13 protein-coding genes are annotated in these 15958 nt (G+C 62.6%); 1 reads left to right on the top strand and 12 read right to left on the bottom strand.

Annotation, left to right across the window (positions count from 1 at the left end; all coding sequences use genetic code 11):
- The 8 genes from EN939_RS03830 to EN939_RS03800 form a co-directional block, all read right to left on the bottom strand.
- On the bottom strand, window positions 1-582 hold a 582-nt coding region (locus EN939_RS03830), incomplete at its 3' end, for an ATP-binding cassette domain-containing protein (RefSeq protein ID WP_127266993.1).
- Window positions 583-704: 122 nt separating this feature from the next.
- Complete coding sequence (locus EN939_RS03825) at window positions 705-1730, bottom strand: putative 2-aminoethylphosphonate ABC transporter substrate-binding protein (protein WP_127266991.1); 1026 nt, start codon at window positions 1728-1730, stop codon at window positions 705-707.
- A 253-nt stretch (window positions 1731-1983) separates the two neighbouring features.
- Window positions 1984-2127, bottom strand: coding sequence for a hypothetical protein (locus tag EN939_RS37900; RefSeq protein WP_164750876.1), 144 nt, complete (start codon window positions 2125-2127; stop codon window positions 1984-1986).
- A gap of 2 nt (window positions 2128-2129) precedes the next feature.
- Window positions 2130-3488, bottom strand: coding sequence for a (R)-1-hydroxy-2-aminoethylphosphonate ammonia-lyase (pbfA, locus tag EN939_RS03820; RefSeq protein ID WP_127266990.1), 1359 nt, complete (start codon window positions 3486-3488; stop codon window positions 2130-2132).
- Window positions 3489-3560: 72 nt separating this feature from the next.
- Window positions 3561-5018, bottom strand: a complete 1458-nt coding sequence (phnY, locus tag EN939_RS03815; RefSeq protein WP_127266989.1) for a phosphonoacetaldehyde dehydrogenase — start codon at window positions 5016-5018, stop codon at window positions 3561-3563.
- Between the two features lie 224 nt (window positions 5019-5242).
- On the bottom strand, window positions 5243-6502 hold the full coding sequence (gene phnA / locus EN939_RS03810; protein WP_127266988.1) for a phosphonoacetate hydrolase: 1260 nt from the start codon (window positions 6500-6502) through the stop codon (window positions 5243-5245).
- A 24-nt stretch (window positions 6503-6526) separates the two neighbouring features.
- Window positions 6527-7726 (bottom strand): 2-aminoethylphosphonate--pyruvate transaminase, encoded by a 1200-nt coding sequence (locus EN939_RS03805; protein WP_127266987.1) that lies wholly within the window; start codon window positions 7724-7726, stop codon window positions 6527-6529.
- 139 nt (window positions 7727-7865) lie between these two features.
- Window positions 7866-9566, bottom strand: a complete 1701-nt coding sequence (locus tag EN939_RS03800) for a Na/Pi cotransporter family protein (protein ID WP_127266986.1) — start codon at window positions 9564-9566, stop codon at window positions 7866-7868.
- 152 nt (window positions 9567-9718) lie between these two features.
- Here EN939_RS03800 and EN939_RS03795 point away from each other — a divergent pair, with 152 nt between their 5' ends.
- The gene (locus tag EN939_RS03795; RefSeq protein ID WP_127266992.1) at window positions 9719-10588 is read left to right on the top strand and encodes a LysR substrate-binding domain-containing protein; all 870 of its coding nucleotides are present in this window, start codon (window positions 9719-9721) and stop codon (window positions 10586-10588) included.
- Here the strand turns inward: EN939_RS03795 and EN939_RS03790 are convergent.
- From EN939_RS03790 to EN939_RS03775, 4 genes are all read right to left on the bottom strand, one after another.
- Window positions 10585-13059, bottom strand: coding sequence for a GcvT family protein (locus tag EN939_RS03790; RefSeq protein ID WP_127266985.1), 2475 nt, complete (start codon window positions 13057-13059; stop codon window positions 10585-10587). The genes EN939_RS03795 and EN939_RS03790 overlap by 4 nt on opposite strands.
- A gap of 82 nt (window positions 13060-13141) precedes the next feature.
- Entirely contained in the window at window positions 13142-13930 is a 789-nt protein-coding gene (locus EN939_RS03785) for a DeoR/GlpR family DNA-binding transcription regulator (RefSeq protein ID WP_127266984.1), read from the bottom strand.
- 80 nt (window positions 13931-14010) lie between these two features.
- A complete protein-coding gene (locus EN939_RS03780; RefSeq protein WP_127266983.1) occupies window positions 14011-14667 on the bottom strand; it encodes a GntR family transcriptional regulator in 657 nt (218 codons plus the stop codon).
- A 149-nt stretch (window positions 14668-14816) separates the two neighbouring features.
- The gene (locus EN939_RS03775) at window positions 14817-15746 is read right to left on the bottom strand and encodes a helix-turn-helix transcriptional regulator (RefSeq protein ID WP_164748649.1); all 930 of its coding nucleotides are present in this window, start codon (window positions 15744-15746) and stop codon (window positions 14817-14819) included.
- Window positions 15747-15958: the final 212 nt, after the last annotated feature.

The following is a 15958-nucleotide window of genomic DNA, read 5'->3' as shown; positions in this document are numbered from 1 at the left end:
GATCGTGGTGACGCCGAGCTTGCGCTGCAGCCCCTTGATCTCGTGGCGCAAGTGCACGCGCACCTTGGCGTCGAGCGCCGACAGCGGCTCGTCGAGCAGAAGCAGGCCGGGCGAGGTGGCGATGGCCCGGGCGAGCGCGATGCGCTGCTGCTGCCCGCCGGAAAGCTGCGCTGGGTATTTCTTCGCCTGATCGGGCAAGCCGACCAGCATGAGCAATTCCTTGACGCGGGCATCGATCTCGGCGCGCGGCCGTTTGGTGTTTTCCAGGCCAAAGGCGATGTTCCTTTCAATCGTCAGATTGGGAAACAGCGCGTAGGACTGAAACACGATGCCGTAGTCGCGTTTTGACGGCGGCAGCGTTGAGATATCCCTGCCCCCCTGGCGGACGACGCCTCTGGTCTGCAGGTCGAGGCCGGCGACGGCGCGCAGCAGCGTGGTCTTGCCGCAACCCGAAGGGCCGAGAAAGCAGATGAATTCGCCTTCGTTGATGTCGAGCGAGATGTCCTTCAGCGCATGGAACTCGCCGAAGGCCTTCCAGAGATGTTCGATCCGCAGGTAAGCCGTGTTGCCGGCAGCGGTCATGGGATGCACCTCGGCCAGCGTTGCCGATAGATCAGCGACGGGTTCGTGTCTCATTTTGACCATCCGGGAAGAGTTACGAGAAGGGCGCCGCTCTGACGGCGCCCTGTCGAAATGCTCTGCGTCTAGCTCTTGGGCTCAGACTTGGCGTCGTAGCGCTTCGTCCACTCGTCGAGAATGGCCTTGCGGTGGTTGGCCGCCCACTCGAAGTCATTGTCGATCATCTTGGACTCGATATCTGCGGGCAGGAATTCGACCGGCTTGGCGACATTCGGCATAGCCAGAACCGCATAACCTACATTGTACATCTCGTTGGCCTCCTTGCTGATCGACCAGTCGAGCAGCGTTTTGGCGGCTTCGAGATTTTTCGTTCCCGCAACGATCGCGGATGCCTCCATGTCCCAGCCGATGCCTTCGGACGGGATGACGATATCGAGGGGAGCGCCCTCCTTCTTCGATTTCGCGGCGCGGAACTCGAACGAGATGCCGATTACGGTTTCACCGGCGGCGGCCATTTTGCACGGCTTCGAACCAGAATGCGTGTAGGCATCAATATTCTGATGCAGGGCATCCATATAGGCCCAACCATCCTTCTCGCCGAACAACTGCAGCCAGCTCGATACATCGAGGAAGCCGGTGCCGGACGAGGCCGGGTTCGGCATCACGATGTGACCCTTGTATTCCGGCTTGGTAAGATCTTTCCAGCTGGTCGGCTCGGCGAGGCCAAGCTTTTTGCCCTCCACGGTGTTGAAGCAGATCGAAGCCGCCCAGGCGTCCATGCCAACCCAGGCCGGTGGCGTGTCCTTGTCGACAAACTTCGGCTTGAGCAATTCGACGCCTTTTGGCGCGTAGGGCTCAAGCATGCCTTCGGTCTTCAGCACCAGAAGCGATGTAGCGGCAAGGCCCCAGACAACGTCGGCCTGCGGATTGTCCTTTTCGGCCAACAGCTTGGCGGTAACGACACCCGTGGAGTCGCGGACAAAGTTCAGTTTGATGTCGGGATGGCTCTTTGTGAAAGTCTCGGCGTAGCGGGCGAGATCTTCGGCTTCAATGGCGGTATAGACTGTCAGTTCGGAGGTTTCGGCAAAGGCGGCGGATGACATCAATGCCGCGGCGAAGGCCATTGCGATAGTTGCGTTGCGCGATTTCATGCTCAGTTCCCCTTTGATTGTTGGCACATTCTGCGATGCACTGTGACGATCGCGCCGGTGGACATTGCGGCCCTGTAGCGCTTGTGGATGTCGTCGTTGGGTCAACTCTGGGGATTGGTGATCGATAAGTAAAATCTATTTATTTTATGACAGGCAAACTTCTACTGATAGTCGTCATGGAACTGTCGCATGCCTGTTGCGGCCGCTATTTCGCGCTTGCGAAAGCCCACGATTGGCACGGAGACGGTTATGGTCAGCCGAACGAAACGCCCGTTGTCTGTGCCCGCAAACGCGGGTCGGACGAGCGGACAGTCACCACCAGATCGCCCCCCCTCGCCCGCAAGCCCGCGTCGATTTCGGGGCATTCGAGCTCGCGGTCGGTGCGCACGGCCTTCATGGTCAGGCCGCCAGCACGGCGGTCTCGAGGATGTCGAGCGCACGATCGAGATCAGCTTTCGAAATGACCAGCGGCGGCGACAGCGTCAGCACATTGCCCTGGCTGACCTTGAAGCTCAGCCCCTGCCCCAGGCAAGCATAGAAGACGCGTTCGGCGAGATCGCGCGCCGGCTCGCGCGTATCGCGATCCTCGACGAGCTCGACGCCGACCATCAGTCCCCTGCCCCTGACGTCGCCGACATGGGGCGAGCGCGCCATCAGGTGCTGCATACGCTCCAGCATGTGCCGGCCAAGTTCGGCCGCGCGTTCGACCAATCCTTCCTCCAGGATGATGTCGATCGTCGTCAGTGCGGCGCGGGTCGTCACCGGGTTCTTCTCGTGGGTGTAGTGGCCGATCGCGAAGCCACCGGTGACGTCGAGGTCGCGGCGCGCGATGACGGCGGCGATCGGCAGGATGCCGCCGCCGAGCGACTTGCCGAGGACGACGATGTCGGGCGTCACATCATCATGCTCGTGGGCGAAGAATTTTCCCGTCTTGCCCAGCCCGGTCGGGATCTCGTCGAAGATCAGCAGCGTGCCGTGCCGGTCGCAGGCTTCGCGAACCCGCTTCCAGAAACCGGGCGGCGGCGGGTTGGGCGTCGCCCGCATCGGTTCTGCGACGACCGCCGCCACGTCCTGTTCGCGGCCGAGCACATAGGCGATCATGTTGGCGCAAGCGAGCCCCGAGGTTTCGAGGGAATCGTGGCCATAGGGACAGCGATAGCCGTCCCAGGGTGCGACGTGCTCGGTGCCGGTCATCATCGGGCCTGATATGTGCGAGCGGAAGGTCGCCTCGCCGCCGACGCTTGCAGCGCCGAAGCCGGCCCCGTGGAACGCATCCCAGAACGACACCGTCTTGAAGCGGCCGGTCGCGGCGCGGGCGATCTTCAGCGCGACCTCGATGGCATCCGAACCACCGGTGGTGAACAGCACCTTGCCGAGATCGCCGGGCGCCAATGCCGCCAGCTTCTCCGCCAGCTCGACGGCGGGCTCGCAGGTAAAGCGGCGCGGCGCAAAGCAGAGCTCATCGAGCTGCTTTTTGATCGCCGTGACCAGCCTTGGATGGCCGTAGCCGAGGTGATGCACGCTGTTGCCGTGGAAATCCATGAAGCGGCGGCCAGCGGTGTCCTCGATCCAGATGCCTTGCGCCTTCGCGATGGTCGAAAGGCAGGGGCTGGACAGACTCTGGTGCATGAAGGCAGCCGCGTCGCGATCGAGCAAGCCGCGGATCCGCGGATCGTCCTGCCCGGCATCCCATCGGCCGCGAGCCGCTGTGGTGTTGGAATCGCCTTCGGTGTGCACAAGCTCTTTGATCGCGGCCATCATGGTCTCCGAAACGCGAATGAGGGAGCGGCGAACGCTCCCTCGGTTGTCTTATCCGTCAATGCCGCCCGGTCAGGACCAGGGCAGCGAAAATGTCTTCACATTGGTGTAGCTCTTCATCGCCTCGATGACGCCTTCCTTGTAGCCATTGCCCGAATCCTTGATGCCGCCGAAGGGCGACATCTCGATGCGGTAGCCCGGCACTTCCCAGATGTTGACGGTGCCGACCTGAAGGCCGGCGATGTATTTCTGCATGCGCGGAAAAGAGTTGGTGCAGACGCCCGACGACAGGCCGAAGGCGGTCGAGTTGGACAGTGCGATCAGCGCATCATCGTCGTCCGGCGCGCGAACGATCGGGATGATCGGGCCGAACGTCTCCTCCATCACCAATTCGGATGTGTGAGGAACGCGATCGACAACGATCGGCGGCAGCAACGCGCCCTGACGACCCGGATTGTAGAGGATTTCGGCGCCCTGCTCGGCGGCCATGTGGACGCGGGCTTCGAACAGCGCCGCCGCCTTCTCGTGCACGACGGTGCCAAGGTCGGTCGAGCGGTCCATCGGATCGCCGAAGCGGATTTTTTTCGCCCGCTCCAGCACCAGCGGCACGAAGCGGTCGGCGACGCTTTCCTGAACCAGGATGCGCTTGACCGCGGTGCAGCGCTGGCCGGAGTTCTTTGTCGCGCCGGCGACGGCCAGATCCGCGGCTCTGGCCAGATCCTCGTCGGAGAGATCGTTGAGGATGATCAGCGGGTCGTTGCCGCCGAGTTCCAGCACCTGGCGCTTGTAGCCGGCGGTGCGGGCGATCATCTTGCCGACCGGCACGCCGCCGGTGAAAGTGATCAGGTCGATATTGTCGTTGGTGATCATCTCGTTGCCGATGTCTGCGGGCCAGCCGGTCACCACCGACAGCATTTCGGGCGGCAGACCGGCTTCATAGAGAATGTCGGCCAGGAGAAGCGCCGTCATCGGCGTCAATTCGGTCGGCTTGACCACCACGCAATTGTTGGTGGCGATCGCCGGCGCCACCTTGTGCGAGACCATGTTGAGCGGGTGGTTGAACGGCGTGATCGCCGAGATCGCCTTCAACGGCTCGCGGGTGGTGAAGATCTTGCGCGCCTTGCCGTGCGGGGTGAGGTCGCAGGAGAAGATCTGGCCGTCATCCTGGATGCACATCTGCGCCGACAGCGTGAACACGTCATAGGCACGGCCGACCTCATAGAGCGAGTCCGTCTTGGAGATGCCGAGCTCGAGCGTGATGAGATCGGAGATTTCTTCGCGGCGCGACGCCAATGCCTCGGCGGCGCGGAACAGGATCTGCTGACGCTCGTAGCGCGTCAGCTTCGATTTGTAGCTGGCGGCGATCTCGAATGCTTTTCGCGCGTGCTCGGCACGCCCGGCCGGCACGGTGCCGATAACGGTGTCGTTCCAGGGGTAGCGCACCTCGACGACGCCGTCGGCATCAACTTTCTTGCCGGCAATGCGCATCGGCTCGTGGCGGACTTTGATGGAAGGGTCGAGTTTGGTCATGGGTTCTGCTCCAGCAGATTCTTGGGTACGTCGCGGGGTCGACCCCCACTCCGGCCCTTCGGGCCACCTCTCCCCCGATCGACGGGGGAGAGGAAATCAGGCGAAGTCGGCGCCCCCACGTTTCCCGGCTAAGCCGCGGCTAACCCTGGCGCCTTCCTCTCCCCCGTCGATCGGGGGAGAGGTGCCGAGCGTAGCGAGGCGGAGTGGGGGGTCGACACTAGCGCTCAGCCCGCCAGTGCCGCCGCCATTGTGGCGTAGTAAAAGGCGTCGAAGTTTCTCAACACAGGTTCATCAGGCAATTCCGGCAGCACACGATTGACGATGAACGGCACCTCCTGCTCGGTCAGCCCACCATGCGACCGTAGCGGTTCGTTCAGAGCCGCCAGGTCATGGCGATGTTCTGAGGTGCCGATCGTCTTGTTCTCGGTCGAGATCAGCACGATGTCGCCGATGCGATCTGCCGGCAGCTCAAAGCGCTCGCACGCCGTCGGGCTGTCGACGACCAGCATGATGCCGTCGATCTTCGCCAGCCGGGCCATGATGCCGGCCTGATCTGCGCCATCAGGCAGATAGGCGGTGGCAAACGAGCCGAGCGCGCCGTGATGCACGACATAGGGGTCGGTGATCGGCAGGATGACGCGGGCGGCGTCCTTGCCCAGCCACTCGTCGAGAAGGTCCTGGACATAGACGACGTCGGGCGAACCGTCCGCCTTGTGCTTGGGCTTCATGCCATGGTCGGCGGTGACGACGATCGCCGCGCCAAGCGCATCAAGCTCGGTCAGGTATTTGTCGAACATCTCGTAGAAGGCGTTGGCCTGCGGCACGCCCGGCGCGTATTTGTGCTGCACATAGTCTGTGGTCGTCAGGTACATGATGTCGGGACGGAACTCCTTCAGCAGCTGCACACCGGCGGCAAAGACGAATTCCGACAGTTCGGCCGAATAGACCTCCGGCACGGGCAGCCCAAAATGTTTCGAGGCATTGTCGATGCCGTGCTCGGCCCTGGTGGTGGTGTCGGATTTTTCCGCCGAAAAGCACAGCGCGCGGCCTTCATCGAAGGCAAGGCCCTTGCCAAGCAAGGCACGCAGCTTGTCCTTGGCGGTGACCACGGCGACCTTGGCGCCGGCATCGTAGAAGGCCTGGAAAATGGTCGGCGCGCGCAGGAAGCGCGGGTCATTCATCATCACTTCCTTGCCGGTCTCGCGCTCATAGAGATAGTTGCCGCAGATGCCGTGCACCGACGGTGGCCTTCCTGTGGCGATCGACAGATTGTTGGGGTTGGTGAAGCTCGGAATGACAGAGTGCGCAAAACGTACGGTGCCCTTCTGCTTGATCCTGACCAGCGCCGGCATCAACCCGGCCTCGATCGCCTCATCGAGATAGGCCGGCTCGCAGCCGTCAAGGCAGATGGCGATGGCCGGCACACGCGGCCAGGCGTAGGTGCGGCCGTTGACCGCGACGTTGATGGGAGACATCTGGTTCATCTGATATCCTCGAGATCGGCCGCTTCAGGCGGCGAGTTTGGCGCGTTCGGCGAGTGCCGCGGCGGGTGGAGCGGCGGTGTCGACGCCCATTTCATGAAGCGAGAAGGCCGCCGCCTCGACGACGCGGCGCATGACATGTTCGTCCATCTGGCCGATGCAGCCGACGCGGAAGCTATCGACGGCGGTCAGCTTGCCCGGATAGATGATGAAGCCCTTGTCCTTCATCAGATCGTAGAAGCGGTCGAAGGCGAAACTGGCATGGGCCGGGTTGAAGAAGGTGACGATGATCGGCGACAGCCAGCGATCCCCGAGCAGTGTCTCGAAACCGAGGTCGCGCATGCCGGCCACCATGACGTCGCGGTTCCTCGTATAGCGAGCGCCACGGCCGGCGACGCCGCCTTCGGCCTCGTGCTGGCGCAGTGCTTCGAGGAAGGCAGCGACGACGTGCGTCGGCGGCGTGTAGCGCCACTGGCCGGTTTTGTTGAGGTGCGCCCACTGGGCGTGGACATCGAGCGACAGCGAATGGCTCCTGCCTTTGGCAGCCTCCAGCTCGCTCTTGCGGGCGATGATGAAGCCGAAGCCCGGAACGCCCTCGATGCACTTGTTGGCGGACGAGACCATCGCCTCATAGCGGATATCGTTGACGTCGAGCGCTACGGCGCCGAAGGCGCTCATGGAATCGACCAGCAGCTTGCGACCCTTGGCATGGACGGCTTGCGCAATCTCGGCGACCGGATTGAGGATGCCGGAGCTGGTCTCGCAATGGATGGCGATGACATGGGTGATATCAGGGTCGGCCGCGAGGGCCGCCGCCACCTCGTCGCCGCGCGGCGGCAGATAGTCGCCCTTGTCGATCAGCGTGTAGGCGCGGCCGAGATAGTGCATGGTCTGCGCGGCGCGCAGGCCGTAGGCGCCGTTGGCCAGCACCAGAACCTTGCCATCTCTGGGCACAAACGAACCCAGCATCGCTTCGACGCAGAAGGAACCGCTCCCTTGCATCGGCACGCAGTCGAACTCATCGTTCCTGTCCCCGGTCAGCGCCAGCAGGCGGCGACGCATATCCGATGTCATGGCGCGGAAGTCGCCGTCCCACGATCCCCAGTCGCGCAACATCGCCTCCTTGACCGAATAGGCCGTGGTAAGCGGCCCTGGGGTCAGAAGATACGGCTCGCCCAGCGCCGGACTGGCCAGCGGCTCCGCGGCAAATTTCGTCTCGGCGAGCATGTTGTCCTCCGCTCGATCTGCGTTCGATGTGGCCTTATTCTTGGCCTGAATGATCTATTTGTAAAATCGTTATTTTGTATCGATGTATCGATTCTAACGATGGCAAAGATTGCCACTCGCCAGCGGAGAATGTCACCCGTCAGGCCAGTGCAGGAGCCCTCCCTTCCGCTGCCCCTCTCGCCAGCCGGCTTTCGAGCAGATCACCGCTCTGCGTCAGCAGCGGATAGGCGACAGAAGCCATCAGCGAGTTGATTTCCTTCAGTGCCCGCACCGCCTCCAGATGGATGTCGCTGGTGTCGATGCTCTGCGGCATTCCCGATTGCAGGCGCTTGAGGTGACGGTCGTGGCTCGTGCGTTCCAGTCTGCGCATATGCTCCTTCTCGACGACGAGTTGCCGCGCCGACTCGAGATCGCTCGACACCAGCACATTGAGCGCAAGCTGCATGTTGGCCATGACACGGTTGTGAAGCCCGGCCAGTTCGCTCCAGCCGTCGCGTGAAAAGCGCAGGTTCTTGTCACGCAGCTCCTGGGTGAGCACGAGCAGGTTCTTGGCGACGATATCGCCGGCGCGTTCGAGATTGATGGCGAAGTCGGTGAGCTCGATGCCGCGCTGCGCCTCGGCCGCGCTCATGCTGCCGCGATTGACTTCGGCAATGTAGAGCTTGATCTCGGTGTGGGCGCGGTTGACCTCCTCATCGAGTTTTTGGGCTTGGCGTATCTGGTCGGCGGTGCCGGCGTCGAAGAAATCCATCACCGGGCGCAGCATCACCTCGACGACTTCGCCCACGCGCAGCAACTCGCGGGTCGCACTGGCCAGAGCGAGACCGGGTGTGCGCATGACGGTGCGGTCGAGCGCGCTGGTGCGGCGTGACATCAGGTCCCCAGCCTCCCCTGCCTTTGCCGCTGGCCTGTCGGGGATCAGCAAGGTGGCGAGCTTTTCCATCGTGCCGGTGAACGGCAAGCAGCCGATGACGAGTACCAGATTGAAGGCAAGGTGCAGGTTGACCAGTTGGCGGCCTTCGGTTACGCCGAACAGATGCGCCGGGAAGGTCACGGCCTGAAGCGCAAACAAGGCGGCGAGCGCCGTCGTGCCGCGAAAGATCAGATTGCCAAGCGGGACACGGCGCGCCTCGACGGCATCGCCGCGTGTCAGCCACACCGCAATCAGCGCACCACCGCAATTGGCGCCGAGGATGAAGAACAGGCCGACCTCGACCGGCAAGACGCCTTGCGCGGCAAGCGTGACGAACAGCAGGATCGCCGCTACGCTGGAGTGGATCAGCCATGTGAACAGGGCAGCAGCGGCGAAGGCGGTGAAATAGTCCGCGCGCAGGTAGGAGATCACCAGTGGCAGCAAGGTGCTCTGCCGCATGGGTGCGGTCGCCTCGCCGATCATATGCAGCGACAACAGAACGAAGGCGACGCCCATCAGGATGCGTCCGCCCTGCTTGATGCCGCGCGCCTCGAACTTCAGGGCCATGGCGCCGCCGACCAGGATCAGCGCCGGCACCAGCCAGCTCAGATCGAACGACAGCACCTGGACGACCAGAGCGGAACCGAGGTCGGCGCCCAGCAGGATCGCCAGCCCCGCCGACACCGAAACCATGCCGCTGACGGCAAACCCGGCCGCCAGGATGGCGACTGCGGTCGAGCTTTGCAGCAGCACGGCAAGCACGGTGCCGACGCCCGCCGACCTGATCCGCGCACCCCGCGCCTGTCTCAGCGCATCGCGCAAGGCAGGGCCGCAGGCGCGCTCGACGCCCGTGCGCACCATGTGCACGGCCCAGAGCAGCAGCATGACGGCACCCGCCAGGTGCAGCAGGATGATGGAAAATTGCATAGCGACCTCCCGGCCAACGGCCGGCAGAGACGTCGACCCACACTCAGGCTGATGGCTGCCTAAACATAAGTCAAATCGTTCATTTCTATCTTTTCCCAAGCTGTACTTATGATAGGATGTTGGCGATTTCAGAAATGTCGGAGGCACGTAAGATGCGCTACGTCCAATTGCGGGCCTTTCACCAGGTGGCCATCTCCGGTGGCTTTTCACGCGCTGCCGAAGCGCTCTTCCTGACCCAGCCGGCGATCTCGGACCAGGTGCGCAAGCTCGAGGAAGAGTATGATGTGCTGTTGTTCAACCGCAACAAGAAGCAGGTCACGCTGACCCATTCGGGCCAAAAGCTGCTCGAGATAACCCACCGCATGTTCGATACCGAGCAACAGGCGCTGGAGTTGCTGACGGAGTCGCGCGCGCTGCGTTCCGGCACGCTACGCATCGTCGCCGATGCCGCACATCATCTGCTTCACATTCTCGGCAGCTTCCGGGCCCGCTACCCCGGCGTGCAGGTTTCGGTGCGCGCCGGCAACACCGAGACGGTGATCAGCAGCCTCTACAGCTACGATGCCGACATCGGCGTGCTGGGCGAGGTGCCGACAGGGCGCGATTTCGAGGTGCTGAAACTCAACTCGACGCCGATCATCGCGTTTGCATCCATCGACCACCCGCTGGCCGCGAAAAAGTCGCTCACCCTCAAGCAACTCGCGCAGGAATCGCTGGTCATGCGCGAGCGCGGTTCGAAGACGCGTCAGAAACTCGAAGATCTCGCAGCCGCCTCGAAAATCGAACTCAGGCCGGCGATCGAAGCCGAGGGCCGCGAAGCGGTCCGCGAGATCGTCGCATCGGGCGCCGGCATCGGCTTTGTCTCGGCGGCCGAATTCGGCCAGGATTCGCGGCTGGTGCCGATCACCATCGATGCTCCCGAGACCCTGATGGACGAAGCGCTGATCTGCCTGCGTGAACGCAGCGGCGGCAAACTGGTGCGGGCGTTCCTGGATATGGCAAGGTCCATGTCGGCGGATTAGGCGGCAGCGCGAACCTCCACCACATCAGCCTTCACCCGCTCCGACTTCGGATCGTAGGGGCTGCGCAGATGTGCTGTCGCGGCATGGCGAACGCCGGCAAGGTCGATCTCGAAACGACCACCGGTGAGAAACGCAGCATCGACGCCCGCCTCGTTCTCGATCAGCCCGAGCGCCACCGAGCGGCCAAGCGTGTGGCCGTAGGCGGCCGAGCGGACTTCGCCGACCGGCTTGCCGTCGCGCAGGATCAGTTCGCCGCCCCACAGCATCGGCTCGGCATCATCGAGCGTGCACAGCACGACGCGTCTTGCCGGTGCTGATGGCTTCGTCTCAACCAGCGCGTCGCGGCCGATAAAGTCACCCGGCTTGTCCATCGCGACGGCGAAGCCAAGCCCAGCCTGCCAGGGATTGATATCTGGCGTCAGCTCACGACCCCAGGCGCGAAAACCCTTTTCGATACGCAAGGCGTCGAGCGCGTAGTAACCGGCATCGATCAGGCCAAACTCGCTGCCAGCCTCATGCAGTGCCTCATAGACGCCGACGGCGAATTCGGTCGGCACGATCAGTTCCCAGCCCAGTTCGCCGACATAGGTCATGCGGTTGGCATAGGCGGTGGCATAGCCGATATCGATATCGCGGATGGTGGCGAAGGGAAAGCCGGCGTTGGAGAGATCGGCCGAGGAGAGTTTGCCCAGCAGATCGCGCGAGCGCGGCCCCATCAATGCCAGTACCGCGTAGGACGAGGTGACATCGGTCAAGATTGCATGCGCGTTGGACGGGATGTTTTTGACGATCCAGTCGGCATCGTGGATGGCTTGCGCCGAACCGGTGACGATAAGGAATTTCTCCACGCCAAGCCGCATCACGGTGAAATCGCTTTCATAGCCGCCACGTGCATTGAGCACGCCCGTATAAACAGACGTACCGACCGGTACGTCGATATTTCCGGCGCAGATCCAGTTGAGCGCGGCGCAGGCATCGTGGCCTTGCACGAGGAGCTTGGCGAAAGAGGTCTGGTCGAAGACGGCGACGGCTTCGCGTGTCGCCTTCGTCTCGCGCTTGACCGCCTCGTGCCAGTTCTGACGGCCGAAGGCATAGTCGTTTTCGGCTTTTTCTCCCGGTGCCGCGAACCAGTTGGCGCGCTCCCAGCCCATTTTGGAACCGAAGCAGGCGCCCTTGACGGCGAGCCGGTCGTAGAGCGGCGACCGGCGGAACGGCCGTGCGGTATCCAGTTCGCGGTTCGGCCACGGCATGGCGTAGTGCAGGCCGAGCGTTTCCTTGACACGGTCATGCAGCCAGCGCGGATTGTTGTTGAAGGGGGCGAAACGCCTGATATCGACCGGCCATAGATCCATGGTCGGCGCGGCATTGACGATCCATTCCGCCAGCGCCCTGCCCGCACCGCCGGCGCTGGCGATGCCCATCGAATTGAAGCCGGCGCCGACATAGAAATTCTTCAGCTCCGGCGCCTCGCCAAGGAGAAAATTGTTGTCCGGCGTGAAGCTCTCGGGACCGTTGTAGAATTTCTTGACCTCGGCCTCCGCCAATTGCGGTACGCGGACCAGCGCGTTTTCCATCAGGATCTCGAACTGATCCCAATCGTCCGGCAACAGCGCGAACTCGAAATTTTCGGGAATGCCATTCATGCCCCACGGCTTGGCGTGCGGCTCAAAGCCGCCCATGACCAGGCCGCCGACCTCTTCCTTGAAGTAGATAAAACCGTCGGGGTCGCGCATCACGGGCAGGTCCGGATGCACGCCCTCGATCCTGCCGGTAACGATGTACATGTGCTCGGCCGAATGCAGCGGCACCGAGACACCGCACATCAGCCCGACCTTGCGCGCCCACTGGCCGGCGCAATTGACGACGATCTCGGCGGCAATGTTGCCGCGATCCGTCTCGACACCGCAGGCGACACCATTCCTCTGGCTGATACCAGTGACCTTGACCCGCTCGATAATTTTCGCGCCGCGATTGCGCGCACCCTTGGCGAGCGATTGCGTGAGATCGGTCGGATTGGCCTTGCCGTCGCCCGGCAGCCAGACGGCGCCGACCAGATCGTCGGTCGCCATGACCGGCCATAGATCCGCCGCCTCCTTCGGCGAAATCACGTCGATGTCGACGCCCTGGGCGCGTGCCGATGCGGCCGTGCGCTTCAGCACCGTCATGCGGTCGGCGGTCCGCGCCACCGACAGTGAGCCACAATTCTTCCAGCCGGTGGCAAGCCCGGTCTCGGCTTCCAGCTCGCCATAGAGCTGCGTGGAGTATTTGATCAGGCTGGTCATGTTGGAGTGACTGCGCAACTGGCCGACAAGCCCTGCGGCGTGCCAGGTGGTGCCACCGCTGAGTTGCCCCTGTTCGAGCAGCACAACATCGGTCCAGCCGAGCTTCGTCAGGTGATATGCGACCGAGCAGCCGATGATACCGCCGCCGACGATGACGACGCGCGCCTGGGTGGGAAATTGGTTTGCCATGGGAGATCCTGCCGTTTTGACACGAGCCGGATCATAGCAGTCGAATTCCAAATATCAACACAAAATGCCACAAAATATCACATCAAGATGCAACCATCAGCTCAGGCCCCTTGCGCGCAAGCGCTTCGGCGATGTCGGCCTGCGGCTTCGCATCGACGATCACGCCGGCGGCGTGCTGAAAATTCGGGATCCTGAGCGGCGTCAGCTTTGCGAACTTGCTGCTGTCGAGAACGAAGTAGGTTTTGGCGGCAAGCGCGATCATGCGGCTGCGCTGTTCGGCGCCGGCGCGGGTGAAATCGGTCACCTCGCCGTCGGGCGACAGCGCGCCACCACCGAGGAAGGCGATGTCGACGCGAAAGCGCGCCATGGCTTCGAGCATGTCGATGCCGGAGGCTGCTTCTTCGCCGGGATCGACTTCGCCACCCAGCATATGCACGCGCATGCCTGAGACGTGGCACAGCAGAAGCGCGATCGGGAGGCTCGCCGTGCAGATGGTGAGATCGCGCAGGTCGGTCATGGCTTGTGCGACGGCCAGCGTGGTGGTGCCGGAATCGAGGAACACCACCATGCCGTCCTTCACAAGACCGGCAGCTATCCTGCCGATCGCAGCCTTGCCCCGGGCATTCTCCTGGCTGCGCAGGCTCATTGCCGGTTCGCTCGGCTCGAAACGGGCAGCGCCGCCATGGACGATGCCGAGCTGTCCTTTATCCGACAGCAGTTTCAGGTCGCGGCGGATGGTTTCGCGTGAGACATCGAAGAACCCGGCCAGCTCGGCGACACTGACAGACCCGTGAGCGCCCAGCCGCCGCAGGATCTCTTCGTGGCGACGTGGAGCAAGGGCGCGCGCCGGCAGGCTGCTGTCGGGGGACATGATGATCCTGGATCGAGTATCGATGTTGCAATATGTGGCAGTGATCGCGCGCAGAGGCAACCGGAGCTCAAGCCACGCCGTCAGGATTTTCGCGACAGGCCATCTTCCCTGATCGCGCTGACCAGCGTCTCGCTTCCCTCGCGAAGATGCCGCCTCAGAATGCTTATGGCCTTGTCCTCCTTGCGCGCCCTGCAGGCGGCCAGCAGGTCGCGGTGCTCCGTCTGCGAGCGGCTGCGATAATCCAGGTTCGACAGGAGGATGCGGACGTAGCGATCTGCGGCATTGTGGTGCGCCTCGATCAGGCCGAGCAATCGACGGTTACCGCAGGCGTCGTAGAGAGCCAGATGAAAGGCACGGTTCAGCGCACCCCATCGGCCGACATTGCGCTCCGCGTCGATCTGGTCGAGCACCTGTTCCGCCTCGTCGAGCTTCGCGCCGGCGAGGTTGGGAAGCGAAAGCCGCACCGCCTCGCATTCAAGCAGTTCGCGCAGTGCGTAGATTTCACCGATCTCGGCGCCGTCCATCCGGGCGACCTGCGCGCCTTTTGTCGGATGGATGGAAACAATGCCTTCGGCTTCCAATTGGCGAAGGGCGTCACGAATTGGCATGCGGCTGAAGCCAAACTGCTCGGCCAATTCGTCCTGGCGCAGCGGAGTGCCCGCCTTGATGGTTCCACCGGCAATCGCTTCGCGCAGGACATTGGCGACCTGTTCGGCCACGGTTCGCGGCCCCTGCATCACGCTTTCCGCAAATCCTTGCAATCGATGCTCCCGTTTGACGCGGCGCTCAGCTTAACGGATGTAGGTATCCTCGTATACGCAGTATCGGCAACGCCCCAAGGGTTCGCCGCACTATTCCGACGGTCTCTGCCCGGGCTATTAGCCACTCAACCAAGGGTCTGCCGCGCTTCATCCCGAACGCTGGAAGGCGCCACGCCATAACGCTTTCGGAAGGTGCGGTTGAAGTAGGAGATATCCCCGAAACCGACTTCATAGGCAGTGGCGCCTATCGAAAGCGTTCCCGTTCCCCGCAACAGCAGCTTGCGCGCCTCGGCCAGGCGCCGTTCGAGAAGATATCTCGAAAATGTCGTCCCTTCGCGCTGAAACAACTTCTGGACATATCGTGGTGTAACATCGAGGACAGCGGCCACAGCGGAAATGCTCAGATCGCCATCCCCCAGGTGATCATCGATATAGCGTTTAACAGGGTGCAGCCGGTCACGTTCCACCGTTGATGGGGTTTCCAGATAGGCGACGACGAGCGGAAGTATTTCGTTGAAATGGGCATTGGCCATCTCCGCCTCGTTGGCAGAATGCGGGCCACGCATCAACAGATAAGCGCCGTAGGTGATCAGAAGCTGGAGCGGAGGAAACGTTCTCGGGATCGGTCGCAGCATCAGCCTGGAAAGCGTCTCGCCGGAAACGCGGAAAGCGGCGCCGGGCAGGCTGCCGCAGTCCAGCCTGCCCCCTTCCGGCAGATACCAGTCGTAGGCCATCTCACCGGATACAAAGAGGAAATCTCCAAGCGCGGCTTCTATCTTCCGTCCATCCTGCTCAACGACCAGCGGACCTTCCATGCTTCGCAACATGAGCACCTTGTCCGAACCCGGCATTCCAATCCCCCGCACCCGTAACGGCGAGGGCGGGAAGAAACACGTCATGACGTTCAGATCGGCGAGGCCACATGTCACGCCACGCACGGCGGAGAGGACACCCAGCCCTGTTTCGATCGCGACCTCCCCGATGACCGTTAAAAAATGGCCGGCGCACAACCGCTCGGCTTCCGCGTCGTCGTGACCCGACATGTCGAAGCTCACCGGGCTGATCCCGCTGGGGTTGGTCGACCTGTGATATAACTGCAACATTTTCAATTCGGATCGTCGGAGTTCGTTTTCAGCAGTGCCGGCTTCGCTTCACTCCAAGCGCGCCATCGCCCTGATCGATAACATGAGTAATTGAGACATATTTAATCGATCCGGGAAAAGGGAGCCAGCGATTTGTGGCCCTCAATGCCTTTGCGGCACCCGAG

This window comes from Mesorhizobium sp. M7A.F.Ca.CA.002.05.1.1 (assembly GCF_003998335.1).
In the GTDB taxonomy this organism is placed as follows: domain Bacteria; phylum Pseudomonadota; class Alphaproteobacteria; order Rhizobiales; family Rhizobiaceae; genus Mesorhizobium.
This window is presented reverse-complemented; position numbering and strand designations above follow the sequence as displayed.